The sequence below is a fragment of the Marinobacter iranensis genome (assembly GCF_029207565.1).
In the GTDB taxonomy this organism is placed as follows: Bacteria; Pseudomonadota; Gammaproteobacteria; order Pseudomonadales; family Oleiphilaceae; genus Marinobacter; species Marinobacter iranensis.
Genome location: NZ_JANCMW010000008.1, coordinates 60441 through 85415, shown reverse-complemented (window position 1 = coordinate 85415; position 24975 = coordinate 60441). Strand labels below are relative to the sequence as shown.

General features: G+C 55.9%; 19 protein-coding genes. 12 read left to right on the top strand and 7 right to left on the bottom strand.

Translation table 11 applies throughout. From position 1 onward, the window contains the following. The first annotated feature begins 11 nt into the window (after positions 1–11). Both ptsP and NLU14_RS13425 read left to right on the top strand, forming a co-directional pair. Positions 12–2318, top strand: coding sequence for a phosphoenolpyruvate--protein phosphotransferase (gene ptsP, locus NLU14_RS13430; protein ID WP_275707359.1), 2307 nt, complete (start codon positions 12–14; stop codon positions 2316–2318). Positions 2319–2418: 100 nt separating this feature from the next. Beyond that, the gene (locus NLU14_RS13425) at positions 2419–3660 is read left to right on the top strand and encodes a patatin-like phospholipase family protein (protein WP_275707545.1); all 1242 of its coding nucleotides are present in this window, start codon (positions 2419–2421) and stop codon (positions 3658–3660) included. Positions 3661–3752: 92 nt separating this feature from the next. Here NLU14_RS13425 and hslU read toward each other — a convergent pair whose 3' ends face one another. From hslU to NLU14_RS13395, 6 genes are all read right to left on the bottom strand, one after another. After that, positions 3753–5081: an ATP-dependent protease ATPase subunit HslU gene (gene hslU / locus NLU14_RS13420; protein ID WP_275707357.1), complete on the bottom strand. Its 1329-nt coding sequence runs from the start codon at positions 5079–5081 to the stop codon at positions 3753–3755. 12 nt (positions 5082–5093) lie between these two features. Next, positions 5094–5624: an ATP-dependent protease subunit HslV gene (gene hslV, locus NLU14_RS13415; RefSeq protein WP_027830968.1), complete on the bottom strand. Its 531-nt coding sequence runs from the start codon at positions 5622–5624 to the stop codon at positions 5094–5096. A 98-nt stretch (positions 5625–5722) separates the two neighbouring features. Next, positions 5723–6355, bottom strand: a complete 633-nt coding sequence (locus NLU14_RS13410; RefSeq protein WP_275707355.1) for an SPOR domain-containing protein — start codon at positions 6353–6355, stop codon at positions 5723–5725. Positions 6356–6416: 61 nt separating this feature from the next. Then, positions 6417–8102 (bottom strand): arginine--tRNA ligase, encoded by a 1686-nt coding sequence (gene argS / locus NLU14_RS13405; RefSeq protein WP_275707353.1) that lies wholly within the window; start codon positions 8100–8102, stop codon positions 6417–6419. Positions 8103–8249: 147 nt separating this feature from the next. Beyond that, the gene (locus NLU14_RS13400) at positions 8250–9950 is read right to left on the bottom strand and encodes an Ig-like domain-containing protein (protein ID WP_275707351.1); all 1701 of its coding nucleotides are present in this window, start codon (positions 9948–9950) and stop codon (positions 8250–8252) included. A 201-nt stretch (positions 9951–10151) separates the two neighbouring features. Beyond that, complete coding sequence (locus NLU14_RS13395) at positions 10152–12320, bottom strand: primosomal protein N' (RefSeq protein WP_476738649.1); 2169 nt, start codon at positions 12318–12320, stop codon at positions 10152–10154. A 273-nt stretch (positions 12321–12593) separates the two neighbouring features. On the opposite strand from NLU14_RS13395, the gene rpmE reads away from it, so the two are divergent. Both rpmE and NLU14_RS13385 read left to right on the top strand, forming a co-directional pair. Further along, positions 12594–12815 carry a 50S ribosomal protein L31 gene (gene rpmE / locus NLU14_RS13390; RefSeq protein ID WP_275707349.1) on the top strand — a complete coding sequence of 74 codons (222 nt, stop codon included), beginning with the start codon at positions 12594–12596 and terminating at the stop codon, positions 12813–12815. 232 nt (positions 12816–13047) lie between these two features. Next, positions 13048–14313, top strand: a complete 1266-nt coding sequence (locus NLU14_RS13385) for a malic enzyme-like NAD(P)-binding protein (RefSeq protein ID WP_275707347.1) — start codon at positions 13048–13050, stop codon at positions 14311–14313. Between the two features lie 65 nt (positions 14314–14378). On the opposite strand, the gene NLU14_RS13380 is transcribed toward NLU14_RS13385, so the two are convergent. Beyond that, the gene (locus NLU14_RS13380; protein ID WP_275707345.1) at positions 14379–16871 is read right to left on the bottom strand and encodes a penicillin-binding protein 1A; all 2493 of its coding nucleotides are present in this window, start codon (positions 16869–16871) and stop codon (positions 14379–14381) included. A 214-nt stretch (positions 16872–17085) separates the two neighbouring features. Here NLU14_RS13380 and NLU14_RS13375 point away from each other — a divergent pair, with 214 nt between their 5' ends. From NLU14_RS13375 to NLU14_RS13340, 8 genes are all read left to right on the top strand, one after another. Next, entirely contained in the window at positions 17086–18150 is a 1065-nt protein-coding gene (locus NLU14_RS13375; protein WP_275707343.1) for a pilus assembly protein PilM, read from the top strand. Then, positions 18150–18713: a PilN domain-containing protein gene (locus tag NLU14_RS13370; protein WP_275707342.1), complete on the top strand. Its 564-nt coding sequence runs from the start codon at positions 18150–18152 to the stop codon at positions 18711–18713. The genes NLU14_RS13375 and NLU14_RS13370 overlap by 1 nt, the downstream gene beginning before the upstream one ends. After that, the gene (locus NLU14_RS13365) at positions 18713–19324 is read left to right on the top strand and encodes a type IV pilus inner membrane component PilO (protein ID WP_275707340.1); all 612 of its coding nucleotides are present in this window, start codon (positions 18713–18715) and stop codon (positions 19322–19324) included. The genes NLU14_RS13370 and NLU14_RS13365 overlap by 1 nt, the downstream gene beginning before the upstream one ends. A 2-nt stretch (positions 19325–19326) precedes the next feature. Beyond that, entirely contained in the window at positions 19327–19875 is a 549-nt protein-coding gene (locus tag NLU14_RS13360) for a pilus assembly protein PilP (RefSeq protein ID WP_275707338.1), read from the top strand. Positions 19876–19940: 65 nt separating this feature from the next. Next, positions 19941–22022: a type IV pilus secretin PilQ gene (locus NLU14_RS13355; protein WP_275707336.1), complete on the top strand. Its 2082-nt coding sequence runs from the start codon at positions 19941–19943 to the stop codon at positions 22020–22022. Between the two features lie 128 nt (positions 22023–22150). Continuing rightward, positions 22151–22717, top strand: coding sequence for a shikimate kinase AroK (aroK, locus tag NLU14_RS13350; RefSeq protein WP_275707334.1), 567 nt, complete (start codon positions 22151–22153; stop codon positions 22715–22717). Then, complete coding sequence (gene aroB, locus NLU14_RS13345; RefSeq protein WP_275707332.1) at positions 22710–23819, top strand: 3-dehydroquinate synthase; 1110 nt, start codon at positions 22710–22712, stop codon at positions 23817–23819. Before aroK ends, aroB begins: the two co-directional genes overlap by 8 nt. Before the next feature lie 29 nt (positions 23820–23848). Then, positions 23849–24975: ATP-binding protein (locus NLU14_RS13340; RefSeq protein WP_275707330.1), on the top strand; the 1127-nt coding region annotated here is incomplete at its 3' end.

The window sequence follows — 24975 nt, the reverse complement described above, 5'->3', positions numbered from 1 at the left end:
TTGAACCCGCCATGCTGAGCATACTGCGAAGTCTTGTACAAGAGGTAAACAGTGCCCGCGATCTGCAGGAGGCGCTGGATATTATCGTTTCGCGGGTGCAGAAGGCTATGGATACCGAAGTATGTTCGGTCTATCTGCTTGATCCAGCTACTAACCGCTACATATTGATGGCCACAGAAGGTCTGTACCAACAGGCCGTTGGGCAGGTCAGCCTGGGTTACTCCGAGGGCCTGATTGGCCTGGTTGGCTCCCGTGAGGAGCCCATCAATCTTGAAGACGCACCCTCACATCCCCGCTATCGCTATTTCCCGGAGACGGGGGAAGAACGATTCCGTTCGTTCCTCGGTGTGCCCATTATTCACCATCGCAGGGTGCTTGGCGTTCTCGTTGTTCAGCAAAGGGAGAGCTCTCGTTGCTTTGACGAGGGTGAGGAAGCTTTCCTGGTTACCGTGTCGGCGCAGTTGGCCGGCGTGATAGCCCACAGCGAGGCGACGGGGGCCATCAGTGGTCTCTCGCTGACCGGTGAAGAAGCAACGGATGTCAGTTTCAGTGGTGTGCCTGGCGCGCCGGGTGTCGCCATCGGTAAGGGTGTTGTGGTTTATCCAGCGGCGGACCTGGATGTGGTACCGGAAAAGCCCACCGATGACGTTGAATTGGAATTGTCCCTGTTTGAAGGTGCGGTCACAGCGGTTCGCGAAGACATCGAGCGGGTGGCGGCCCGGCTGGCTTCCCAGCTTCGCCCGGAAGAGCAGGCGCTGTTTGATGTCTACCTGCGCATGCTGGGCGACGATGCCATGCCCGGCGAAGTCTCCAACCGTATCAAGGAAGGTTTCTGGGCTCAGGGCGCCCTGAAGCAGGTGGTACAGCAATACGTTCGTCATTTTGAAATGATGGACGACCACTACCTTCAGGAGCGGGCAGTGGATATCCGCGACCTCGGTCGCCGTTTGCTGTCTCACCTGCAGGAAGGGGAGCAGAAAGACACGGTTTATCCGGAGAATACGGTCTTGGTCAGCGAGGAGCTGACGCCGGCCATGCTGGGTGAGGTTCCCAAGGGGCAATTGGTGGGCCTGGTGTCGGTGAAGGGCTCCAGCAACTCTCACGTCGCCATTCTTGCCCGCGCCATGGGTGTGCCGACGGTCATGGGGCTGGTGGATATTCCGGTGAACCAGCTGGACGGCAAGGACCTGATTGTTGACGGGTTTGAGGGGCAAATCTTTGCATCACCGTCCGCGGATCTAAGGAATTTCTACCAGGAAATCTGTGACGAGGAGGATGAACTGGTCAAGGGGCTGGAAGCCCTGCGGGATCTGCCCTGCGAGACCACTGATGGCCACCGGGTCTCATTATTGGTAAACACCGGCCTGATGACGGATGTGGTGCGATCGCTGAGCCATGGTGCGGAAGGCATAGGCCTTTACCGCACCGAAGTGCCTTTCATGATCAAGGATCGCTTCCCCTCCGAGCAGGAGCAGCGGGAGTATTACCGCGAGCAACTGGAAGCCTTTGCCCCCAACCCGGTCACCATGCGTACGTTGGACATCGGTGGTGATAAGGCATTGACCTACTTCCCGATCCAGGAAGAAAACCCCTTCCTTGGTTGGCGTGGTATCCGCGTAACCCTGGACCACCCGGAGATTTTCCTGGTTCAGGTGCGGGCAATGCTCAAAGCCAGCGAGGGGCTGAATAACCTGCAGATCATGCTGCCGATGATCAGTAATATTTCCGAAGTGGAAGAGTCCCTGCACCTGATTTACCGGGTTTATCACGAGGTGAGGGAAGAGGGTTACAACATTCATATGCCGAAGGTCGGGGTAATGGTCGAGATACCGGCCGCGGTGTACCAGATCCGGGAGTTGGCCGATCGTGTCGATTTCCTGTCTGTTGGCTCCAACGACCTGACCCAATACCTGCTGGCGGTGGATCGTAACAACCCCCGGGTGGCACAGCTTTACCATTCCTATCACCCCGCTGTACTGCAGGCATTGGTCCGGGTTGCCCAGGACGCCCATGCGGTGGGTAAGCCGGTCGGTATCTGTGGTGAGCTGGCGGGTGATCCTGGTGGCGCCCTGTTGCTGATGGCAATGGGGTACGACTCTCTCTCCATGAACGCGGCCAGCCTGCCGAAGGTCAAATCCGTCATTCGCAGTGTCAGTCGCGAGTGGTCGGCCCAGTTGCTGGAGGATGTATTACTGCTGGATTCGCCTCACGTTATCAAAAGCTGTGTGGATCTGGCCCTGCGCAATGCCGGGTTTGGCCGCTATTTGCGCCCAGGCAAGTCCAGTGCCAAAGCTCATGCCGAAAGGGCCCTTTCCTGATGGCTTATAGCCAATTGGTCCTATATAGGGTGTGCACTCTAAAACTGGCTGCTACGGTATAAGGCAATAGCCAACAGTACCCGAAAAGGGATATCGAATGATGGCAACCACAACAGCTATCAAGCCTGGCCCTCGCATTGGTCTCGCCCTTGGCGGCGGTGGCCCGCTGGGCGGTATTTATGAAATCGGGGCGTTGCGGGCTCTTGATGAGGCGTTGGATGGCCTCGATTTCAACAATATTGATGTGTATGTGGGGGTGAATGCCGGCTCTTTTGTCGCCGCCAATCTGGCCAATCAGATGACCACGGCCCAGTTGTGCCGGATTTTCGTGCGCAACGAAGCTGAAGTACACCCGTTCCACCCAGAGGTTTTCTACCGCCCGGCGTTCCGGGAGTTGGGTAGCCGCTTGCTGGCGGTGCCGGGCCTGGTGACAACGGCCGTACGTCGTTTCGTCAACAACCCCTACGATCAGAGTTTGCTGGAGGCGCTGACCATCCTTGCGCAGGCAGCGCCCGCCGGCCTTTTCGATAATGAAGGCTTGCACGAATACCTGCAGCGGGCCTTTACCATGTTGGGTCGCACCAACGATTTCCGTCAGCTTAAGCGCAGTTTGTATATCGTTGCCGCGGATGTTGAAAGCACCGAGGCCGTCTGTTTCGGTGCGCCCGGTTTTGATCATGTACCGATTTCAAAGGCGATTCAGGCCAGTACCTCGTCGCCGGGCATCTATGTTCCTGTCACCATTGACGGGCGTTACTACGTGGATGGCACTCTGAGAAAGGGCCTGCATGCCTCCGTAGCCTTTGAGGATGGTGCCGACCTGGTCTTCGCCGTGAACCCCCAAGTGCCTATCGATGCCAGCGCAGCGGTGCGTGCCGGCACCATGGGGCCAGGGGAGCTGACCCGCTCAGGCATGCCCAACCTGCTGTCCCAGATGTTCCGCACCATGGTGTATTCCCGGATGCAGTCGGGTATTGCCCAGTACGCCCGGGATTACCCGGACAAGGACATTCTGCTGTTTGAGCCCACTCGTGACGACGCCAAGCTGTTTTTCTCCAACGTGTTCAGTTTCCAGTCCCGCCGAATGGTGTGTGAACACGCCTACCAGATGACCCGCCGTGACCTGCTGACCCGTGCGGACGAGTTGGAGCCGAAACTGGCCAAATATGGTATTCGCCTGCGTCGGGACCGTCTGGAAGACGAACAGCGTACAATCAGTACCAGTCTCTATGGCGAGATGCTTCCGCTATACGTGGCCAAGGGGCGCAAGAAAAGAGCTCAGAAAGGTAAGCTGGCAACCGGCTTTGATAATGTATCGGAGCTGTTCAGCAAAGCGCTGTAGAAAGCGTGGTTCGGTAATCCAGAGGGAAGCAATCAGGGCGCACTGAAAGCGCGCCCTGATTGGATGCATTCGAGCCATGCGGCCGGTATGGGTTACAGGATATAGCGACTCAGGTCTTCGTCTTCAGCCAGCTCACCCAGTTTTTCGTCCACAAACTCCGCCGTCACCTCGAAGCTGTCGGTCACCTGGTCGCCAGCCTCGTATGACAGGCTCTCCAGCAGTCGCTCCAGTACGGTGTGCAGGCGCCGCGCCCCGATATTCTCCGTGGTTTCATTGACCTTGTAGGCGACCTCCGCAATACGCGCTATGGCGTCTTCCGTGAAGGTCAGCTTGACGCCCTCAGTGCCCATCAGAGCTTCATACTGCTGTACCAGCGAGGCATCCGGCTCCGTCAGGATGCGCTTGAAGTCATCCGGTGTCAGTGCCTGCAGCTCAACGCGAATGGGCAGGCGGCCCTGAAGTTCAGGGATCAGGTCGGATGGCTTGGACAGGTGGAAAGCACCGGAAGCGATAAACAGGATGTGATCCGTTCGCACGGCCCCGTACTTGGTGCTGACAGTGCTACCCTCAATCAGTGGCAGCAGGTCTCGTTGCACACCTTCCCGAGAGACATCGGATGAGGTGTTCTCGGAACGCTTGGCAACCTTGTCAATTTCATCGAGAAAGACAATGCCGTTCTGTTCAACGCTCAGGATGGCCTTTTGCTTGATTTCTTCCTCATTGACCAGCTTGGCGGCTTCTTCGTCGCGAACATGCTTCATGGCATCCGCCACTTTCATCTTGCGGGTCTTGCGCTTGTCGGAGGACATGCTTGAGAACATGTTCTGCAACTGGCTGGTCATTTCCTCCATGCCGGGAGGTGCCATGATCTCAACGCCGGCGCCGGTATTGCGCAGATCAATCTCGATTTCCTTGTCGTCCAGCTCGCCCTCGCGCAGTTTCTTGCGGAACAACTGGCGGGTGGAGGAATCCTCGGTTTTCTGGCTGTCTTCCTTGAAGTCCCTCGGGGGTGGAAGCAGGGCATCCAGAATGCGTTCTTCGGCGGCGTCCATGGCACGATGCTCGTGGCGCTTCATTTCCTTCTCACGGAGCATCTTGATGGCCATGTCGGCCAGGTCGCGGATAATGGACTCCACGTCCCGGCCCACATAACCCACCTCGGTAAACTTGGTGGCTTCCACCTTCAGGAAAGGAGCGTCGGCCAGTTTCGCCAGCCGGCGGGCGATCTCGGTTTTACCGACGCCGGTGGGGCCGATCATCAGGATGTTCTTTGGTGTGATCTCCTCTCGCAGCCCGCTTTCCAGCTGCATCCTGCGCCAGCGATTGCGCAGGGCGATGGCCACGGACCGCTTGGCCTCTTCCTGGCCCACGATGTGTTTGTTGAGCTCGTGGACAATCTCTCGGGGGGTCATTGCAGACATGCTAGCTCCGGATCAGTCGTTGGCTGACAGCACTTCAAGGGTGCGATTGTGGTTGGTGTAGATGCAGATGTCGGCCGCGATATCCAGGCCCTTCTCCACAATCTCGCTGGCTTTCAGGTCGGTGTTCTCCAGAAGGGCCCTCGCGGACGCCTGGGCGAACGGGCCGCCGGAGCCAATGGCAATCAGCCCTTGTTCGGGTTCGATGACATCGCCATTGCCGGTGATGATCAGTGAAGCCGTCTTATCGGCAACGGCCAACAGTGCCTCCAGTCGACGCAGGGCACGATCCGTTCGCCAGTCCTTTGCCAGTTCGACCGCAGCGCGGGTCAGGTTGCCCTGGTGCTTTTCCAGTTGGGCTTCAAAGCGCTCGAACAGGGTAAACGCGTCGGCGGTACCGCCTGCAAAACCGGCCAACACCTTGTCGTTATAGAGTCGGCGAACCTTGCGGGCATTGCCCTTCATTACGGTATTGCCGAGGGAGACCTGGCCGTCGCCACCCATGGCAACTTCATTGTCACGCCTGACAGAAAGTATGGTAGTCATTCTGGCTCCACTTGCCTGATAGAAAACGGTATTCAGCAGTTATGGAGGCGGGTGACCGGTTTTCAAGGGCGGGAGGCAAGAGAGAGTTCGGAGGGCTGTCAGCCCTCTTTGGGGATTTTTCGGACCAATGGCTGGATATTCAGGTTGACCAGCTTGTCGACGGCCGCGTTCATCTGGCTGCGTGAAGTGAACGGGCCCACATTCACGCGATACCAGGTGCTGCCGCCGTCAAGATCAATGCGCTTGACCTTGGCCCGAAGGCCCTGGAACGCAATTTCAGCCCGCTGCCTTTCGGCATCTTCCTGTTGGCGGAAAGAGCCGGTCTGGACCAGGTAATCGAACGTCTGTTGGCTGGGGCCGGGGGTATATTCCTCAACGTCGGGAGGAACCACTTCGGAGTCTGGCAGCATATCGTAAAAACGAAAGCCGGGTTTCTCTTCTCTGGCTGTTTCCGGGGCTTTCTCTTTGACGACAGGCGGCTTGGCCGTTTCGGCTTGTCCTCCCCGTTGCGGTTCGATGGTTGGTAGCGAATTCAGGTAGGCGATGAAGCCAACAAACCCGCCGACCGCCGCAAGAGACAGAATCCAGCGCAAGGAAAGCCCTCCCTGTTGTGATTTTGCTGCTGCGGGGCGTTTAGCCGTTTGTTTCTGCTTACGCACCGGTTTTGCTGCCCTCGTGGGTGTTGCCGACTTGCTGGTCGGTCTGGATTTGCGGGCGTAGTCTCGGGACATGGCCGGGTGGTTTCCTGTTGCTTGCCTGGATATTCAGAGCTGGATCATCAAGTTTTAGGCGTTACATCTCTTCCGGTGCGCTCACCCCGAGGAGGTCCAGGCCATTGGCAATCACCTGCCTGATGGCAAGATACAGCGATATCCGGGCGTCCCGGACAGCGGTGTCTTCGATCAATACCTTATGAGCGTTATAGTAGGTGTGGAACTGCCCGGCAAGATCCCGAAGATAGTGTGCGAGATGGTGTGGTTCCCGCAGTTTGGCGGAGCTCTCGATCAGCTCGGGGTACTTCGCCAACTGGTTGGCCAGGTCCTTCTCTTCATCAAGTGTCAGTAGGGAAAGGTCGCCCACGCACTCGTTCAGCCCACGTTCAACACCTTCCTCTTTCAGTTTTCTCAGCACACTGCAGATACGCGCATGGGCATACTGAATGTAATAGACCGGGTTTTCATTGGTCTGGGAGCGGGCCAAATCGATATCGAAGGTCAACTGGGAGTCTACCCGGCGTGCAGCCAGGAAAAAGCGGGTCGCGTCGCGGCCCACTTCGTCAATCAGGTCGCGGACAGTCACGTAACTACCGGCGCGCTTGGAAATCTTCACTTCCTGGCCTGAACGGGTCACCATCACCATCTGGTGCAACACGTAGTCCGGCCACCCCTTGGGAATGCCAACATTCAATGCCTGCAGGCCGGCGCGGACCCGGGTGACGGTGGAGTGATGGTCGGCTCCCTGTTCGTTGATGACCGTGGTGAACCCCCGCTGCCATTTGTCCAGATGATAGGCAACATCGGGCAGGAAGTAGGTATAGCCGCCGTCTTTCTTGCGCATCACGCGGTCTTTGTCGTCACCGAATTCGGTGGTTTTCAGCCACATCGCCCCGTCATGTTCGTAGGTATAACCGTTTTCCTGCAGGCGCTCGACGGCTTCCTCCACCTTGCCATTCTCATACAGGGACGACTCCAGGAAATACACATCGAATTCCACGCCAAAGGCTTTCAGGTCCAGATCCTGTTCACGACGCAGGTAGGCAACGGCAAATTCCTGAATGGCTTGCTGATCGTCAGGGTCGGCTTTGCCGGTGACTTCGCGGTCGTCCGCGGTGACGGTTTCTCCGGCGAGATAGGCATTGGCCACATCGGTGATGTAGTCACCGCGGTACCCGTCGGCGGGCCAGTTCTCGTCTTCCGGCGTCAGCCCCTTTACCCGCGACTGTACGGAAAGCGCCAGATTGTTGATCTGGGCCCCTGCATCGTTGTAGTAAAACTCGCGAGTAACCTCGTAGCCGTTGGCTTCCAGCAGGCGGCTGAGGCAGTCACCGATTGCCGCGCCACGGCCGTGGCCCACGTGTAAGGGGCCGGTGGGGTTGGCCGAGACGAACTCCACCTGGACCTTTTCACCGTTGCCGTTCCTGTTGCGGCCGTAATGCCCGGCTTCGTCCAGAATTGTGTTGACGACTTCAAAGGCGCTGGCGGTACTCATGAAAAAGTTGATAAAGCCCGGCCCTGCAATCTCCACCTTATCGACAGCGCTACTGTTCGGTAGCCGTTCCACCAGTGCTTCTGCCAGCTTTCGTGGCGGGCAACCCGCCGCCTTCGATGCTACCAGTGCGATATTGCAGGCATAGTCACCATGGGATTTGTCCTTGGTGTTGCCTACCTGTGGTGTAAAGGTTTGATTTGCGGGCAGTGTGCCTTCGGATTGAAGGGTTGCCAGTGCGGACTGGAGCAGTTCGGATACGGTCTCTTTCATGCTGTCGGATGACTCGGGTTATAAGAGAATTGAAGCTAGGGTCCGGGACGCCCAAGTACTCGGAAGGCGGATATTATCACTGAAAGAGGGGGATGGCTCAAATTTGGGGCCCCGCATCGTTCCTGCGGGACCCCCAACCTGAGTAGATCAGTCGGAAATCGGGGCTTGCTCTACAAACGGATCGCTATTGTATGGAGCTGGAGGCGTGACTTCTACGGTGAATGTTCCAGTTGATGGTGTGTCGTCGCCTTCCACAGTAACGCACCGCTCTACAGGCGTTTCCCGGTAAGCTGTGGGTGAGCTAAAGCTGCTCGGAGCGACCACCGTACCGTTCGTGGTTGAGAACGCAATCTCTGTCCCACCTGGAGGAGGACCGGCAATAAGGGCTCCAATATCGTCTGTAAAAACACCGGCAATCTTTGCGCAAACCTGCCCAGGTTGTACTGCCGTTGTGAACGTGATTTCGATGTCATCGCTAGCTAAAAACAGTTTGCCAGTCCGTGTTATCTCCAGCAATGAGGTGGTGCATTCCACTCCGCTCGTATCCATGCATGCAGTGCCGTTATAAATCCCGTTCGGAGAGTCGTATTGGCCGTTGCTGTTATAGTCAAAGTACTCTTCACCTGGGTCGAAAGCTCCATTTCGGTTTCGGTCCAAGAAAGCTTCCCCCAGATCATCTTGGGCGGCATTGAAGTCATCTTCCGACTGAACGTATTTGCCATCGCTGTTCTGATCTCTAAAGCTTTCCTCGCCGACTGTGCGTGCGAGTATTAGAGCCACGCCATCATTAGACCGGGGGTTTTGGCTAATCCATTCTATGGAGCATGCTCCATCTTGTAGGATGCACTCGCTTTGTACCGAGCCAGAGTTTGTCAGGAAGTTCACTACAGCATCGCCAATGCGATTATTGTTTCTATCAGCTGCACGTATCGTAATTGGGACGATTACGCCGTCATAGTTTCTAGCATTTGGCAAAAAGTTCTCTTCAACTGAGAGCGAAAAACTATCTTGATCGGGGATCGTCGCGCTTATCGAAATGGGCGCAGAAGTTGTCTGGATAGTAGTTCCTGAGTCTGGTGTGTATGTCGCCGTTACACTGACGACCGTTGCTACTGTCCCGGCATTTACTCGCGTTGAAGCCACTCCCTCTTCATCAGTTTCAGTTGATGTTTGGGACAATGAGATGCCTCCGACTGTTGTAGACAGAGTGAACTCAATTTCTTCGCCTGTGGTAATCGGATTGCCATTCCTGTCGTTGAGCTGGAAGGTGACATCTGAAACGCTGGGCCTTCCACTGGTGGAACTGCCGCTAAGCGCAATTGAGTCAGGAGATACCGTTAAAAATTCTAGCTCTCCGATTTCTGGAGCTGCAACGTTAATATTGGCTGTTGCACTCGAACCATTGGATAGTCGGGCAGTTATGGTGTCGGTCCCGGCGCACCCGGCTTCATAAGTCGTACTGAAGGAGCCAGATGCCGTGGTTATCGGAGTATCAAAAACAGCACTTTGACATAAAGATGAGATGGTTACCGACGTTTCTTCGGAGTTGTATATAGAGTTTCCGGCAGCAGCATTTACTACGTTAAATTCGAGCCTGGTTGACCCACCGGAAGAGAGGTTGGTTGCGGAAACCACCATGTTTCCTGACTGAAAATTGGACCCACTGCCAGTCCCGAGTTCTAGTGATATTGTTTGTTCCCCATCTCCAGTTGAGCCGCCGCCGTCGTTAGCGCCCCCGTTACTGCCTCCTGTCCCAGCAAGAGACGAGGAGCTGTCGTCGCCGCCACAAGCAGCGAGAAGCAGTGCTAGAGATATAACTGACGCACGAGTAAGAAATTTCCCTGACATTATCTTGTTCTCCAATAATCGTTACAGCAAAGGCCTTTTTACCGCGTATACCCAGCATGAGATACGCAAGCTTCGGTATTTTCATCAGTTTACGAAGTTAGTTTGCTCAAAATCATAGCACAGGTTACGAATCGGCAATGGTGATTCACACTCCTTTTTGAAAAAGTTTGTAATTTATTGAGGTGTAAAGTAATGGCCATCTCAGCCGGTTTCTTGCGGGTCTACATCGATTACCCATTTCAGGCCTGCGGACTGTTTATTCTGATCCAATAGTTCACATAGGCGGGCAAGCCGTTGGTTAAGATATTTTCGGTTATCGCAGAGCATTACCAATTGCGCCCGGTGGCGGTCAGCCCGGCGGGCGATCAAGGCGGGCAAAGGGCCCCAGATCTCGACCTTGTCGGAAAGGGCTCGGGATTTGATGGTATCCAGTAACCGAAGACTTTTCTCCATTGTCTCGGCCTCCGCCCTGAAAATGGCCATGGCGCGATAGGGCGGTAGCTGCCCTGTTTCCCGTTCGGCGAGCAACTGGTCTGCGACTGGTAGGTAGTACCCTTCAGCCAGTGAGCGGAGCAGGGGGTGATCGCTATGGCAGGTCTGAACCAGCACTTCACCGGGCTTTTCCCCGCGACCGGCACGGCCGCTTACCTGCAGCAGTGTCTGAATCAGCTGTTCCGGGGCGCGAAAGTCCACACTAAACAGGCCGCCGTCAGCGTTGACCACCACCACAAGGGTGACATTGGGAAAGTCGTGTCCCTTGGCCAGCATTTGGGTACCTACAAGGATGCATGGGTGCCCACTGTTCACCTTCTTGAGAATACCCTGGATGCTGCCTTTGCGCTGGGTGCTGTCCCTGTCCACCCGCACAACGGGATAATCCGGGAACTGGGTGGTGAGTATGTCCTCGCTACGCTCGGTGCCCTGGCCGACGGGTTTAAAGGCATCACTGTCGCATTTAGGGCACTGGTCTGTGGCTGCCGTCTGGAAGTCACAGTGGTGGCAGCGCATCGCGCGATCACGGCGGTGGTAGGTCAGGCGTGTATCGCAGTGAGGGCACTCAACCATATGGCCGCAGTCGAAACACATCATCACCGGGGCAAAACCCCGGCGATTCACAAATACCAACGCCTGCTGCCCATCTTTCAGGCACTTCTCGATGGCTTGCAGGGCAGGGCGGGAGATTCCCCCTTCCAGTGGGCGGCTGCGGATGTCCAGAAGCTTTATCTGGGGCGGTTTTGCAGTCCCCGCTCGCTCTTCCAGTTTTACCAGGGAGTATTTGCCAGCGAGGGCGTTATGGTAGGACTCCATGGAAGGAGTGGCCGAGCCGAGGATGACGGGGCAGTTATTCAGGTGCGCCCGGTATACGGCGGTATCCCGTCCGGAGTATCGGAAACCCTCGCCCTGTTTATAGGAGCTGTCGTGTTCCTCATCCACAATGATGGTTTTCAGGCGGGTAAAAGGCAGCAGTACTGCAGAGCGGGTGCCAATCAGTATCACCGGCTCGCCATTGTGGATTTTCAGCCAGGTTGAGAGTCGTTCGCCATCGTTCAGCGCTGAATGCCATACCACAATGCGCGAGCCAAAATAGTGTTGGAAGCGGGCAACGGTCTGGGGTGTCAGGTTGATCTCGGGGACCAGCACCAGCGCCTGGTTTTGATCACCTAAATGACGCTTCAGATAATGGAGGTACAGTTCGGTTTTTCCGCTCCCGGTGATGCCAAACAGAAGCGCCGTTGCAAAGCCGTCCCCCGGCAACGGAAGCTGGTTCGCAGCGTCCTGTTGTGCGGGGGATAGCAGTGGAATGCGGTTACGAGTCTCCTCGGGCACGCCGGCTGGATCGGGCGGGGCGGTCTCACGAATCAGTTCCTTGCTTTGCAGGCTTCTGATTTGCGACTGGGTGAAGCCTGCCCGTACGATTTGTTTGCTGGCCGCACCTCCGGGTTGCCGTTGTAGCCAGGCCAGCAGTTCTCTTTGCCGTATTGCGTTGCCGGGGAGCAGGGCCGGGTCGCCACAGGCCTGCCAATACGCATCCTTTTTCTCTGCTGCAGGCCTGCCGCGGCGAAGGGCCGGTGGAAGTGCTGTAAAAAGGCACTCTCCAAGTGGGTGCTGGTAATAATCGGATGCCCAACTGAGCAAACGGAAGGTTTCCGGCGGCAGTGCCGGCCATTCTTCACACACAGATCTTACTGGCTTGAGGGTAATACCTTCCGGGGGTTGTGCGTCGGTATCGACCACCAGCCCGGTAGCCGTCTGTCTTCCGAAGGGGATCGTTACACGCTGACCCTTTTGCAGTGTTATGTGGTCCGGTACCAGGTAATCAAACAGCCGCCGGAGTGGGCGGTTCAATGCTATGCGCGCGGTTCGGGGCACATGCGGCTCCATGGAGGTGAGGGTGTCACGGTATCTGCCTATCCTGTTTTGTGCCTGCAATCTGGCGTTTCCCGTGTCGGGGCGGGATCATAAGACGGTACGGGGCTTGCCTGATACCAGAATTGCAAGTAAGATTCGCGGTCTGTTTCCGGCAGGGCATGATTGTGCCCCGTCTTGTCAATTGATTCAAACATGCGGTGCCCGACACCCGGATTGCCTTCAATTCAGGCAGTCCCGTGATCTGGTAGCGGCATGACCCGACAGAGGTTCGCCATGAAAGAAGGTATTCACCCCAAGTATGCCGAGATTACCGCTACCTGTTCCTGCGGTAACGTTCTCAAAACCCGTTCCACCTTTACCCAGGATTTGAGCCTGGATGTTTGTTCCCAGTGCCACCCATTCTACACTGGCAAGCAGAAAGTGATGGATACAGGTGGTCGTATCGACCGTTTCCAGAAGCGCTTTGGTGGCCGTATCGGTGGCAAGAAAGCCTGATCCGGGTACTGATGCTGAAAAAAGCGCCTTGCGGGGCGCTTTTTTTGTGTTTGCGGGGTTTTCCCCGTGGGCGCTGTTGTTATGGGCGTATACGCAGTAAGCCGTATTGACTGATTACTAAACGGCCAATAAGGCCTTGTCTGACACGGACCTTCGCGCCATAATGTCGCGCTCCGCTGGGCAAGGCCCGGTGGCTTTTTACCTCTTAAACGTGACAAACGGAACAGTGGCAATGTCTCAAGATCTGAAAGAAGCAGCCCTTGAATACCACGCCAAGCCGCGGCCTGGTAAGCTGAGTGTTGAAATCACCAAGCCCACCAAGACCTCCCGCGACCTTTCCCTGGCGTACAGCCCCGGGGTTGCCGAGCCGGTCCGCGAGATCGCGAAGGACCCCGAGAACGCTTACAAATATACCGCCAAGGGCAATCTGGTGGCCGTGATTTCTGACGGTTCTGCGATTCTCGGCCTGGGTAACCTTGGTCCCCTGGCGAGCAAGCCGGTCATGGAAGGCAAAGGCGTACTGTTCAAGCGCTTTGCTGGCATTGATGTGTTTGATATCGAAGTTAATTCTGAGAGCCCCCAGGCGTTTATTGAAACCGTTGAGCGTATTGCTGACACTTTCGGCGGTATCAATCTGGAGGACATCAAAGCCCCTGAGTGCTTTGAAATCGAACGTGCGCTGATTGAGAAGTGTAGCGTGCCCATCTTTCACGATGACCAGCACGGCACTGCCATTGTGACGGCGGCCGGCATGATCAACGCCCTCGAACTGCAGGGTAAAAAGATTGAGGAAGCCAAAGTGGTATGCCTCGGTGCTGGCGCTGCGGCTATTGCCTGCATGAAACTCTTGATCAGTTGCGGTGTTCGCTCTGAAAACATCTACATGCTTGATCGCAAGGGTGTGATCCACTCCGGCCGCGACGATCTGAACCAGTACAAGGCGATGTTTGCCAACGACACCGACAAGCGTACGCTTGACGATGCGATGGACGGCGCGGATGTATTCCTCGGCCTTTCTGGCCCGGACCTTCTGAGTGCGGAACAGCTCAAGCTGATGGCGCCGAACCCGATTGTGTTTGCCTGCTCCAACCCGGATCCTGAGATCAGCCCTGAGGTGGCGTTGGCTACCCGTGATGACCTGATCATGGCCACGGGCCGTTCGGACTACCCGAACCAGGTGAACAATGTGCTTGGCTTTCCGTTTATTTTCCGTGGCGCGCTGGACGTAAGGGCGACTGCGATCAATGAAGAAATGAAAGTAGCGGCGGTACACGCGATTCGCGAACTGGCGAAAGAGCCGGTTCCACAAGAGATCTGCGAAGCCTATGACGTTGCGAGTTTCGAGTTTGGCCGGGAGTACATTATTCCCAAGCCGATGGATGTGCGCCTGCTGGAAGTTGTTCCGGCTGCGGTTGCGCGTGCAGCGGTTGACTCGGGTGTTGCCCGCAATGGCTACCCAGCCCATTACCCCCTGAAATCAATGGACGATATCATCTGATATAGATCAACGGATTTCGGGAAATAAAAAAACCGGCGATTATTGAGTCGCCGGTTTTTTTGTGGTCAGAAAATCTGCCTCGACAGATCATTGTCACTGCCATTGTCGCTTCCACCCGGTGATTCATCCTGAGGGTCAAGCGGAGGCGGAGCATCCTCTTCGCGAAATATTTCGAACATTGCACCTTCCTGGCCCGGCCTTGCGCGCTTGCCGGTTTCCGGGTCGATGCGGATATTCACAATCCCGTTGGGTCTGGGCATTAGCGATGGCGGTTCGCCTTCCAGGGCAACTTTCATGTAGTCAATCCAGATGGGCAGGGCAGTGCTGGCGCCAAATTCGCGGCGGCCGAGAGGTTGTGGTTGGTCAAAGCCGACCCAAACGGTGGTGGCGATTTCGTGGTTGAAGCCGCCAAACCATGTGTCTTTCTGTTCGTTGGTGGTGCCGGTCTTGCCGCTGATGTCGTCCCTCCCAAGGGCTTGGGCCCTTCTGCCCGTGCCCAGCCGGATAACGTCTCGCATCATCGAGTGCAGAATGTAAACTGAGCGCTCATCAGCCAGTCTTCTGGCTATCCGGGTGTCGCTTTCCTCGTCGGCGATGTTTTCCTGTTTCTGGGCACAGTTGTTATCACAGAGTATAACCTCGGGTGCCTCGAAGATCGTCTCGTTATTGACGTCAGAAATGCGACTGATGAAGTAGGGCTCCACGTCATAGCCGCCGTTGGCGATGACCGCAAACCCTCGAGCAAGGTCCATTGGCGTCAAAAGCCCGCTGCCCAGCGAAAGTGACAGATCCTTCTGCATATTTTCCGTGGGGATCTCTAGCTGCTTCAGGTAGTCGATTGTGTTCTGGATGCCCAGGTCCCGTAGCAAGCGCACGGACACGAGGTTTCGGGACCGATACAGGGCCTCCCTTAACCGGGTTGGGCCGTAGAACTGCCCCGATGAGTTCTGTGGACGCCAGGTGGTCTCGAGTTCGGAGTTGTCAAAAACAATGGGGGCATCGTTGTAGATGGTTGCTGGTGTCATGCCCTGTTCAAGGGCGCTCAGGTAAAGGAATGGCTTGAACGTGGAGCCCGGCTGTCGCTGAGCCGAGGTTGCACGGTTGAACTTGTTCTGGCTAAAGCTGTACCCACCGGCAAGCGCTTCAATGGCTCCGGTTTTTGCGTCAAGTGATATCAGGGCGCCCTCTACCCTGGGGACCTGGGAAAGTGCCACGCGCTGGACCTTTGGAAGGCTCGCGGCTGTCACGTCGCCGTTACTTTCTGAGGCTTCGGTATTGTTGGCGGTTGGCAGGCTGGGCACCATCGCGAGAATTGGCTTCACATACACAATATCGCCTGTAGTCACTACGTCAGAGGGCTGCTCAGGCTCAGGCCCGGTGAGGTTTTCGGTCTTGTAGCGTTTTGCCCAGGTCATGGTGTTGAACGCCATGACCGACTCGCCCAGTTGGCGGGCGTAGAGGTCAACCTCGTTGTCGTCGTCCCTTACAGTCGTGACAACCGCAGGGACGAGGTTGGCAATCATAGGGTAGTTCGCCATCAGGTTGTCAAGGTTGCCTGGTTCCAGCTCGTCCTCGCCCACCTGGCCGATTGGCCCTCGAAAGCCGTGACGTTGATCGTACTCCTCGAGGCCTTTTCTGAGGGCTCTGGTTGCTGTCTGCTGCTTTTTGCTGTCAACGGTGAGTGTTACCTCGTATCCGTCGGTATAGGCGGCATCGCCAAACCTTCTGACCAGTTCGGCGCGTGCCATTTCTGCAAGATGGTCGGCATCGACTCCCGTTGACGGGGCATTGTAGCTTGCGGTCAATGGCGCAGTGGAGGCCAGTTCATAGGCGTCAGCGGTAATGTATTCCAGGTCCCGCATGCGGCTCAGGATCCAGTTTCTGCGAACTTTCGCGCGGCGTGGGTCGGCAAGGGGGTTATAGGCAGAAGGTGCCTTGGGCAGCCCGGCCAACATGGCCATTTCCGCCAGTGACAGCTCCGCCACCGATTTGTCGTAATAGACCTGTGCGGCGGCGGCGATACCATAGGCGCGATTGCCCAGGTAGATCTTGTTGAGATAGAGCTCGAGAATACGGCTTTTGTCCAGTTCACGCTCGATCTGAAGAGCCAGAAGTATCTCGTTGAACTTGCGAATAAACGTCCTGTCGCGTGACAAAAAGTAATTTTTTGCAACCTGCATTGTGATGGTACTGCCTCCTGACTGGATCTCTCCGGTGGAGACCAGTTCGATGGCAGCCCGCATCAGGCCTTTAAAGTCGACCCCGAAGTGTTCATAAAAACGGGCGTCTTCGGCTGCCAGGAAGGCATGTAACTGAATTGTAGGGATCTGTTCGATTGTGACCGGTGCCCTTCTCTTTTCACCGAATTCTGCTATTAATTTGTCGTCTGCGCTGTAGACCCTCAAAGGGGTCTGCAACCTGATGTCCAGGAGTTGCTCGACAGGAGGCAACCCCGGGCGGAGATAAAGGTAGAATCCTGACGCCACGATTGTGGCGAGACTGAGTCCAGTGAGAAAGAGCCATGCAAACAGGCGAGATGTACGCAACAAATGAGACATTTTTTTCTGACAACTGTTGGATATAGGTCTATCATTTGAGAAATTGCTTTAGGAAGGGCTAGCCACTTCCCGGGTGCAATGCTTCTCAATTAAAGAAGAACGAGCATTGTAGACGGAAAACTGAAGAAATTCTCTTAAATAAAAAACACATATGAAAGAGCTCCGTCAGGAGCTTTCATAACCCGGTGCATGTAACCAGGTATAGGGTGAGCGCGTGTTCGGATTGTTAGGAAAAAAATCCAGTGCAGTACTGGGCGTGGACATAAGCTCCAGCTCGGTCAAGCTACTGGAATTATCAAAGCAGGGCGACCGCTATAAGGTCGAGAGCTACGCAGTGGAGCCGTTACCGGCGAATGCTGTGGTAGAAAAAAACATCACGGATGTTGAGGCGGTGGGCGAAGTGCTCAAGCGCGTTGCATCCAAATCACGTACGAGCGTCAAACAGGTGGCTGTGGCCGTCTCGGGCTCGGCTGTCATTACCAAGCTTATCCAGATGGATGGTGGTCTCAACGAGTTTGAAATGGAAGATCAGATCACGCTTGAGGCCGACCAGTACATACCGTACCCGCTGGACGAAGTGGCTATAGACTTTGAGGTCCAGGGGCCGTCGGAAACCAATCCGGACCAGGTTGATGTGCTTCTGGCGGCATGCCGGAAAGAGAACGTCGACATTCGGGAAGATGCCCTCGAGATTGCTTCGCTGAGCACCAGGGTCGTGGATGTCGAGGCCTATGCCCTTGAGCGCGCCTACGCGCTCATTGAGCCGCAGCTTGATTCCCAGGGCGAGGAACTGGTCGTGGCAATCGTCGATATCGGCGCAACCATGACCACGCTCAGCGTGCTGGCGGAAGGCAAAACCGTTTATACCCGCGAGCAGATCTTCGGCGGAAAGCAGCTTACCGAAGAAATCCAGCGTCGTTACGGGTTGTCTCTGGAAGAGGCCGGACTTGCAAAGAAACAGGGTGGCCTTCCAGACGACTACGAATCCGAAGTGCTGACTCCCTTCCGCGAAGCTGTCGTTCAGCAGGTTGCCCGGGCACTCCAGTTCTTCTTCGGCGCAAGCCAGTACAATGCGGTTGACTATGTGGTCCTGGCTGGCGGTACGGCATCTATCCAGGGGCTGACAGAAATGGTCGAGGAAAAAACAGGCACGCCAACGCTGGTTGCGAATCCGTTTGCGGATATGGCGGTGGGTTCAAGGGTGAATGCATCATCGCTGAGTAACGATGCGCCTTCACTCATGATTGCCTGCGGGCTGGCAATGAGGAGCTTTGACTGATGGCAAAGATTAACCTCAGACCCTGGCGCGAAGAACTCCGGGCGGAGAAGCAGAAACAGTTTGTGGTGATGATATTGGGTGCGGCCATTATTGCCGGTGGTCTGGTCTTTCTCTGGAAAACCGACATGGACAACCGCATTGCCTATCAAGAATCCAGGAACGCCTATATCGAGACGGCAACCAAGCAACTGGACAAGCAAATCAAGGAGATTGAGGATCTCAAGCGCAAGCGTGATGAGCTTCTTTCCCGCATGCAGGTCATACAGGATCTTCAGGGTAAGCGTCCGGTTATTGTGCGGGTTTTTGATGAACTGGTCCGTACGCTTCCAGATGGTTTGTTCTACACCAGCCTCACGAAAACCGGTGAGACAGTCGAGATTGTCGGTATGTCAGAGTCCAATAGTCGGATCTCTGCCTTAATGAGACGATTTGAAGAGTCCGACTGGTTTACTGACCCCGACCTGTCAAACGTGTCTGCTGCCGACAACCGTCGTGCTGGATATAGCCAGTTTAACCTGTCGGTACAGCAACAAACACCAGGGCCCGAAGGGGAGGATAAGTAATGAGCCTCGCGGACTCACTCAAGAACCTCAATGAATTTGATATCAATGATCTGGATGTAAACAATGCTGGAATTTGGCCAGCGCCGGTCAAGGCGATCGTGGCTATCATTATTTTCGGCCTGATCCTCGGTGGTGGTTACTGGTTTTTTATCAAGGACCAGTATGCCCAGCTTGAGCGGGTCGAAAATATTGAACAGGAACTCCGGAAAGGGTACGAAGACAAGGCTTACCAGGTAGCGAACCTCGAAGTCTTCAAGGCGCAGATGGAGGAAATGGAAGAAACCTTCGGCGCCCTGGTGCGTCAACTCCCCAGTGAAACCGAGGTGCCCGGACTGCTGGAAGATATAACCAATACCGCATTGGGCAGCGGTCTTGCGCTGCAGCAAGTCGAGTTGCAGGGAGAGCAGCAGCGTGATTTCTATGCGGAGCTTCCGATCAGTATCCGGGTATCAGGCACGTACCATGAACTGGCAACGTTTGTCAGTAGTGTGGCAAGCCTGCCCAGAATTGTGACATTGCATGACTTAACGATAACACCAACAGGCGGTGACGGAGAGCAGCTGAATATGCAGGTTCTTGCACGTACCTACCGCTACCGGGCTGGAGAATGAGCATGGCGAGACAGCATGCGGCAAAAGCCTGGATGGGTATTTGTTTGGTAGCTTTCCTGACGGCATGTTCCCAGGGAAGCGGCTTTTCCGATCTTGACAAGTTTATGGCGGACACCCGGGCCAAGCCCCGGGGACACGTAGAACCTTTGCCGGAGTTCAAGGCCTATGAGGCGTTCAGTTATTCGGCGGCGGATCGCAGGGCGCCTTTCGAGCCGCCGATAGATATTCAGCTCACCATGGTGGACCAGCAACCCGAAAGTGACATTGAGCCGGATCTGGATCGACCAAGAGAAGTCCTTGAGAACTTTGATCTGAAGGAGCTTTCGATGGTGGGTACACTGAGTGACACGTCGGGAAGTCTGTTTGCCCTTATCAGGGACAACACCGGCGGCATTCACAGGGTGCGCACCGGTAACTATATGGGTCAGAATTATGGTCGGATTATCGGTGTCAATGAAACCCGGGTTGAATTGATTGAAATCGTTCCCAATGGCCGGGGCGGATGGGTCGAGCGGCCACGCTCGCTGTCGCTGAATGAAAATGAGGGCTAAGGAGCGGCAATATGAATATTGAAAGAAACATGCATGAACAAAAAAGTTTGGGGTCGAGGCTAGCGATGTTCAGAAAACTCAATGTATACGTCGGCGTGATTGCTTTTGGGTTGTTATCCGGCCTGGCCAACGCGGTCACGCTGGAAGACGTGTCGTTTTCGTCGCTGTCCGGGGATCGGGTGGAGGTTAGGTTGGCGTTTGACGGCCAACCGCCAGAACCAACCGGTTACACCATCGAGCGACCCGCCAGGATTGCGGTGGACCTTCGCGATACGACCAGCGGCCTGGACAGTCGCAATATATCGCTCGGTGGCGGAAATGCCCAAAGCATGACGATCGTCGAAACCAAGGATCGCACCCGCCTGATATTCAATCTGGCAGAGTTGGCGCCCTATCAGACGGTTCGTAACCAGAACAGCCTGATTGTGACAATCGGCAGCCAGGGTGGAGCCGCTGCTGCTACCTCCGGCTCGGGAACTTCATCCTCAGTCAATGCAACCTCCTCAGGACAATCTGCTTCATCGTCAGGCAATGGGCTTGCGGGTGTTGATTTTCGACGTGGGCAGGATGGTGAAGGCCGGATTATCGTGGATCTGGGCAGTGCCAGCACGTCGGTTGATCTGTCAGAGCTCGGGGGCCGGATTCGCCTGACGATGGATGACACCAGCGTGCCGGATGATCTTCGCCGGCGCCTCGATGTTACTGATTTTGCGACACCGGTTACCCGGATCGATACTTTCACAGAGGACGGCGATGCCGTTGTAGAAATTCACCCGGAAGGTAATTACGACTACATTGCCTACCAGTCTGGTTCCCAGTTTACCGTTAGTGTGGAAAAGCTGACCGAAGAGGAAGCGGAGTCCCGTCGGGAAGAGAAGTTCCCATACACCGGTGACAAGCTTTCCCTTAACTTCCAGGATATTGAGGTCCGATCAGTGCTGCAGTTAATTGCAGACTTTACCGGTCTGAACCTCGTTGCCAGTGATACGGTGAGCGGTAGCATCACCCTGCGTCTGCAGAACGTCCCCTGGGATCAGGCGCTGGACCTGATTCTGAAGACCAAAGGGCTGGACAAGCGGCAGATTGGCAATGTACTCCTGGTAGCGCCAGCGGACGAGATTGCCGCCCGTGAAAAGCTTGAGCTGGAGACCACCAAGCAGATCGCTGAACTTGCGCCGGTTCGACTGGACATTATCCAGGTGAACTATGCCAAGGCCGCTGATATTGTTTCTCTTATCCAGGCCGACGAAGAACTTATTTCGTCTCGTGGGTTTGTATCCTCAGATGCGCGAACCAATACCATCAGTGTTCGCGAGACGGCAGAGAAGCTCGATGAAATCCGTCGCCTTATTTCCACCTGGGATGTGCCGGTTCGTCAGGTATCCATAGAAGCTCGTATCGTGCGGGCTCAGACGAATGTCGCTGAAAACCTGGGTGTACGTTGGGGTGGTGCTGCCTATGACGTTAGTGGAGACAACGTGTTTTCAGTGGGTGGCTCCCAGAGCGCAGTTGAAGAAGCCCGTCAGGCTGCCGGGGGCACAAACAACACCATTACCTTCCCGGACGCATTGGCGGTCGATCTTGGTGTTACTGGCCAGGGCGCATCCTCCTTCGCCATTGGTTGGGGTAGTGATGACTTTCTGGTAGATCTTGAACTGTCCGCTCTTGAGAGCGACGGGCAGGCCGAAGTGGTTTCCCAGCCTCGCGTAGTCACCGCCGATCGACAGACGGCTTCCATCAAGTCCGGTGAGGAAATCCCGTATCAGGAGGCATCATCCAGTGGTGCAACCTCTGTTTCTTTCAAGGAAGCAGCGTTGTCTCTTGAGGTAACACCGCAGATCACTCCGGATGACAAGATTATCATGGACCTGGTGGTGAATCAGGACTCCCGTGGTGAGGTAACCGGAGGTATTCCAGCGATCAACACCAACGAGGTAACCACTCAGGTGCTGGTTGGAAACGGTGAAACGGTAGTCCTGGGTGGAATCTTCCAGTCGGAAGTGACGACGACCACCACCAAGACGCCTTTCCTGGGTGATATTCCTTATATTGGCCGCCTGTTCAAGCGCACAGAGCATATAGATGAGCGGAGCGAGCTGTTGATCTTCATCACACCGAAGATCGTCAAGAGCGACCTGATCCAGTAAGTCCGGCCGCACTTGAAAAAGCCGCCGTCTTTGCACGGCGGTTTTTTTTGCCTGTTCATTTTCCGAAACTTATGGAAAGCGTTACGCTGTGCTATTCTCACGCGCCGGAATGTAGATGAGCGGAAGTTATGTCCTTGCCAAAACGAGTTGTCCTGGTTGGCCCAATGGGGGCGGGCAAAAGCACGATTGGTCGCATGCTGGCCAAAGAGCTGGGCTATCGCTTTCTCGATTCCGACCGAATCATTGAGGACCGATGTGGGGCCAATATTCCCTGGATATTTGATGTTGAAGGGGAGGACGGTTTTCGGCAGCGTGAGACGGCGATGTTGGCGGAACTGTCAGAGTACCCACAGACGGTGCTGGCAACCGGGGGCGGTGCCATAATGAAAGAGGAAAACCATGCACATCTGAAGCGGGATGCGGTTGTGGTTTACCTGAAAACCTCGATTGAGCAACAGGTTGAAAGAACGCGCCGAGACCGTAACCGCCCGCTACTACAGAATGATGATCCCGAAGCCGTCCTCAGAAACCTCTTTGCAATCCGGGACCCTGTCTACTCCAGGCTGGCCGATATAGTCATGTTTACCGACCGTAAGAGCCCCCGGCTGGTGGTGCGACAACTGGTCAACCGGATTAATCCCAGGACGCCGCGCCATAAACGACAAATACGTAAGGAAGGCAGAAATCATGCGTGATTCACTGCGTGAGCTGAGCGTTGAACTCGATGATCGAAGCTACCCGATCATTATCGGGCAGGGATTGCTGGGCGGGTACGACTTGAGCCCTTATGTCAGGGGTTCCCAGGTCATGATTGTCACTAATGAGACGGTGGCGCCGTTGTATCTGGAATCCGCCCGCGCCTGCTTCCCTGGCAAGCAGGTGGATGTGGTGGTCCTTCCGGACGGTGAGAAGTTCAAGGATTGGCAGACGCTGAATCTGATCTTTGATCGGCTGCTGGAGAATCGCCATTCCCGCAAAACCACCCTGGTGGCGCTTGGAGGTGGTGTGGTAGGGGATATGACCGGTTTCGCCGCCGCTTCCTACCAACGGGGCGTGCCGTTTATCCAGATACCGACAACCCTGCTTTCACAGGTGGACTCCTCGGTTGGTGGCAAAACCGGCATCAACCACCCATTGGGCAAGAACATGATCGGCGCCTTTCACCAACCCGAAGTGGTGCTTATCGATACCGACAGCCTCCAGACCCTCCTGCCCAGAGAGGTTTCCGCCGGACTTGCCGAAGTGATCAAGTATGGACTGATCCGGGATACAGATTTTCTTGCCTGGCTTGAGCGGGAGATGGCGTCGCTCATTGACCTGGACACGAAGGCGCTGTCAGAAGCCATCTACCGCTCATGCGCCTGCAAGGCGGAGGTTGTCGCCCAGGACGAAAGAGAAGGTGGATTACGGGCAATCCTCAATCTCGGGCACACCTTCGGTCATGCTATTGAGACATTCGCTGGATATGGCAACTGGCTGCACGGAGAGGCGGTCGGTACGGGTATGATGATGGCGGCGGATCTTTCCCTGCGTCAGGGCATGATCGGAGAGGAGGGCCGGGACAGGGTGGTGCGCATTGTTGGGCGCGCAAATCTTCCCGGGCACGCGCCGGTCGGGATGACACCGGACGATTTTTTGCGCTTGATGGCCGTCGACAAGAAGAACGTGGATGGCTCTTTGCGCCTGGTCTTGTTGCGGGCCCTTGGTGATGCGATTGTGACCGAAGCCGTGGACATGCAGAAGCTGAACGCTACTCTGCAGGTATTCTGCGGGGATACGTCCAACGAAGAAGCCTGAACTGGTACCGAACAGGGGCACTACAGGGAATGACAGTGAAAGACGAAGGGTTAAGCAGTCTTGACGGCGGCGGCCTGTTTCCGCGACTCCAGGAAAGATACGGGTTGAGGGCAGATCCCCTCGACATGGAGACGCCTTTTTTCCCTGGTGCGTCCCGGCACCATGCACTGGAAACCCTTCGCCATCTCTGTGGGTTTGGCGACCTCGCGCTCCTGCTGACCGGTGACGCCGGCGCCGGTAAAAGTCGATTGCTTGCTGAATTAGTCAGAAGCGAGTCCTCCCGTCTTGATTTTCATCGATTACCCGCTGCGGCACTGACCAGCGCCCAGGCTCTTGCAAGGGCTCTGGTGGGTATTGCCCATAAGGGGTTGAGTTCTGGCGAAGGTGCCCGCGATTCTGTCTATGGCTTTTTTCGCTGGTCGGAAATAAGGGCCCGAAAGGGGCAGCGCATGGTCTTGTTGGTTGATGAGGCAGACCGGGCACCGGCGGAGTTGCTAAGGCTGTTATTTTCCGCATTTGAAGCTGCTGACCGTTCTGCGGCGGCGGTTCCGGTGTTTAGCGGTAGCGGCAAGCTGTTGGAAATGCTCGGCCTGTCAGGTGACGGTGCCGGCGTTCATCAGATTCATCTTCGTCCGCTTACCAGGGACGAAGTTGCGTCCTACCTCGAGCCCCGGATCCTCCGGGCCGGTGGTGATACGAAAGAGTTGTTGGCACCAGGGAAGCTTTCCCAGATACACAGCTTGAGCCAGGGGAGTTTTTCCCGCCTGAAACGGGTAACGCCGACCGTGTGGCTAGATATGGCGTCACCTCGAGCTGAGCACAAGCGGAATTTTCCCTCGCCACTGAATCTCCGTTGGCCTGCGCTTGCGCTGGTCCTTCTCGCCGCCTCCTGGTGGCTTGTGTCGCAGCAATACGACGACTCCGTGGCACGTGAACAGGCACCACCGGAGCCCGAAACCGTGCGCAAGAGCATCACCATTGGCCCCGACAGTCCGGACATTGAGCCTGTTGCGTCGAAGGAAGAGCCTCGGCCTGAATTGACGCCCCAGGACAGCCCGGCGCAACCTGCTCCAGAGCCAGAGCCAGAGCCAGAGCCAGAGCCAGAGCCAGAGCCAGAGCCAGAGCCAGAGCCAGAGCCAGAGCCAGAGCCAGAGCC

Excerpts from the sequence above, each read along its gene's own strand:
- NLU14_RS13360 (WP_275707338.1), top strand. The coding sequence starts at position 19,327 with ATGGCGAGACAGCATGCGGCAAAAGCCTGGATGGGTATTTGTTTGGTA.
- argS (WP_275707353.1), bottom strand. The coding sequence starts at position 8,102 with ATGAAAGAGACCGTATCCGAACTGCTCCAGTCCGCACTGGCAACCCTT.
- NLU14_RS13425 (WP_275707545.1), top strand. The coding sequence starts at position 2,419 with ATGGCAACCACAACAGCTATCAAGCCTGGCCCTCGCATTGGTCTCGCC.
- aroB (WP_275707332.1), top strand. The coding sequence starts at position 22,710 with ATGCGTGATTCACTGCGTGAGCTGAGCGTTGAACTCGATGATCGAAGC.
- NLU14_RS13370 (WP_275707342.1), top strand. The coding sequence starts at position 18,150 with ATGGCAAAGATTAACCTCAGACCCTGGCGCGAAGAACTCCGGGCGGAG.
- hslV (WP_027830968.1), bottom strand. The coding sequence starts at position 5,624 with ATGACTACCATACTTTCTGTCAGGCGTGACAATGAAGTTGCCATGGGT.
- NLU14_RS13355 (WP_275707336.1), top strand. The coding sequence starts at position 19,941 with ATGTTCAGAAAACTCAATGTATACGTCGGCGTGATTGCTTTTGGGTTG.
- NLU14_RS13385 (WP_275707347.1), top strand. The coding sequence starts at position 13,048 with ATGTCTCAAGATCTGAAAGAAGCAGCCCTTGAATACCACGCCAAGCCG.
- aroK (WP_275707334.1), top strand. The coding sequence starts at position 22,151 with ATGTCCTTGCCAAAACGAGTTGTCCTGGTTGGCCCAATGGGGGCGGGC.
- NLU14_RS13400 (WP_275707351.1), bottom strand. The coding sequence starts at position 9,950 with ATGTCAGGGAAATTTCTTACTCGTGCGTCAGTTATATCTCTAGCACTG.
- NLU14_RS13365 (WP_275707340.1), top strand. The coding sequence starts at position 18,713 with ATGAGCCTCGCGGACTCACTCAAGAACCTCAATGAATTTGATATCAAT.
- NLU14_RS13380 (WP_275707345.1), bottom strand. The coding sequence starts at position 16,871 with ATGTCTCATTTGTTGCGTACATCTCGCCTGTTTGCATGGCTCTTTCTC.
- hslU (WP_275707357.1), bottom strand. The coding sequence starts at position 5,081 with ATGTCTGCAATGACCCCCCGAGAGATTGTCCACGAGCTCAACAAACAC.
- ptsP (WP_275707359.1), top strand. The coding sequence starts at position 12 with ATGCTGAGCATACTGCGAAGTCTTGTACAAGAGGTAAACAGTGCCCGC.
- rpmE (WP_275707349.1), top strand. The coding sequence starts at position 12,594 with ATGAAAGAAGGTATTCACCCCAAGTATGCCGAGATTACCGCTACCTGT.
- NLU14_RS13410 (WP_275707355.1), bottom strand. The coding sequence starts at position 6,355 with ATGTCCCGAGACTACGCCCGCAAATCCAGACCGACCAGCAAGTCGGCA.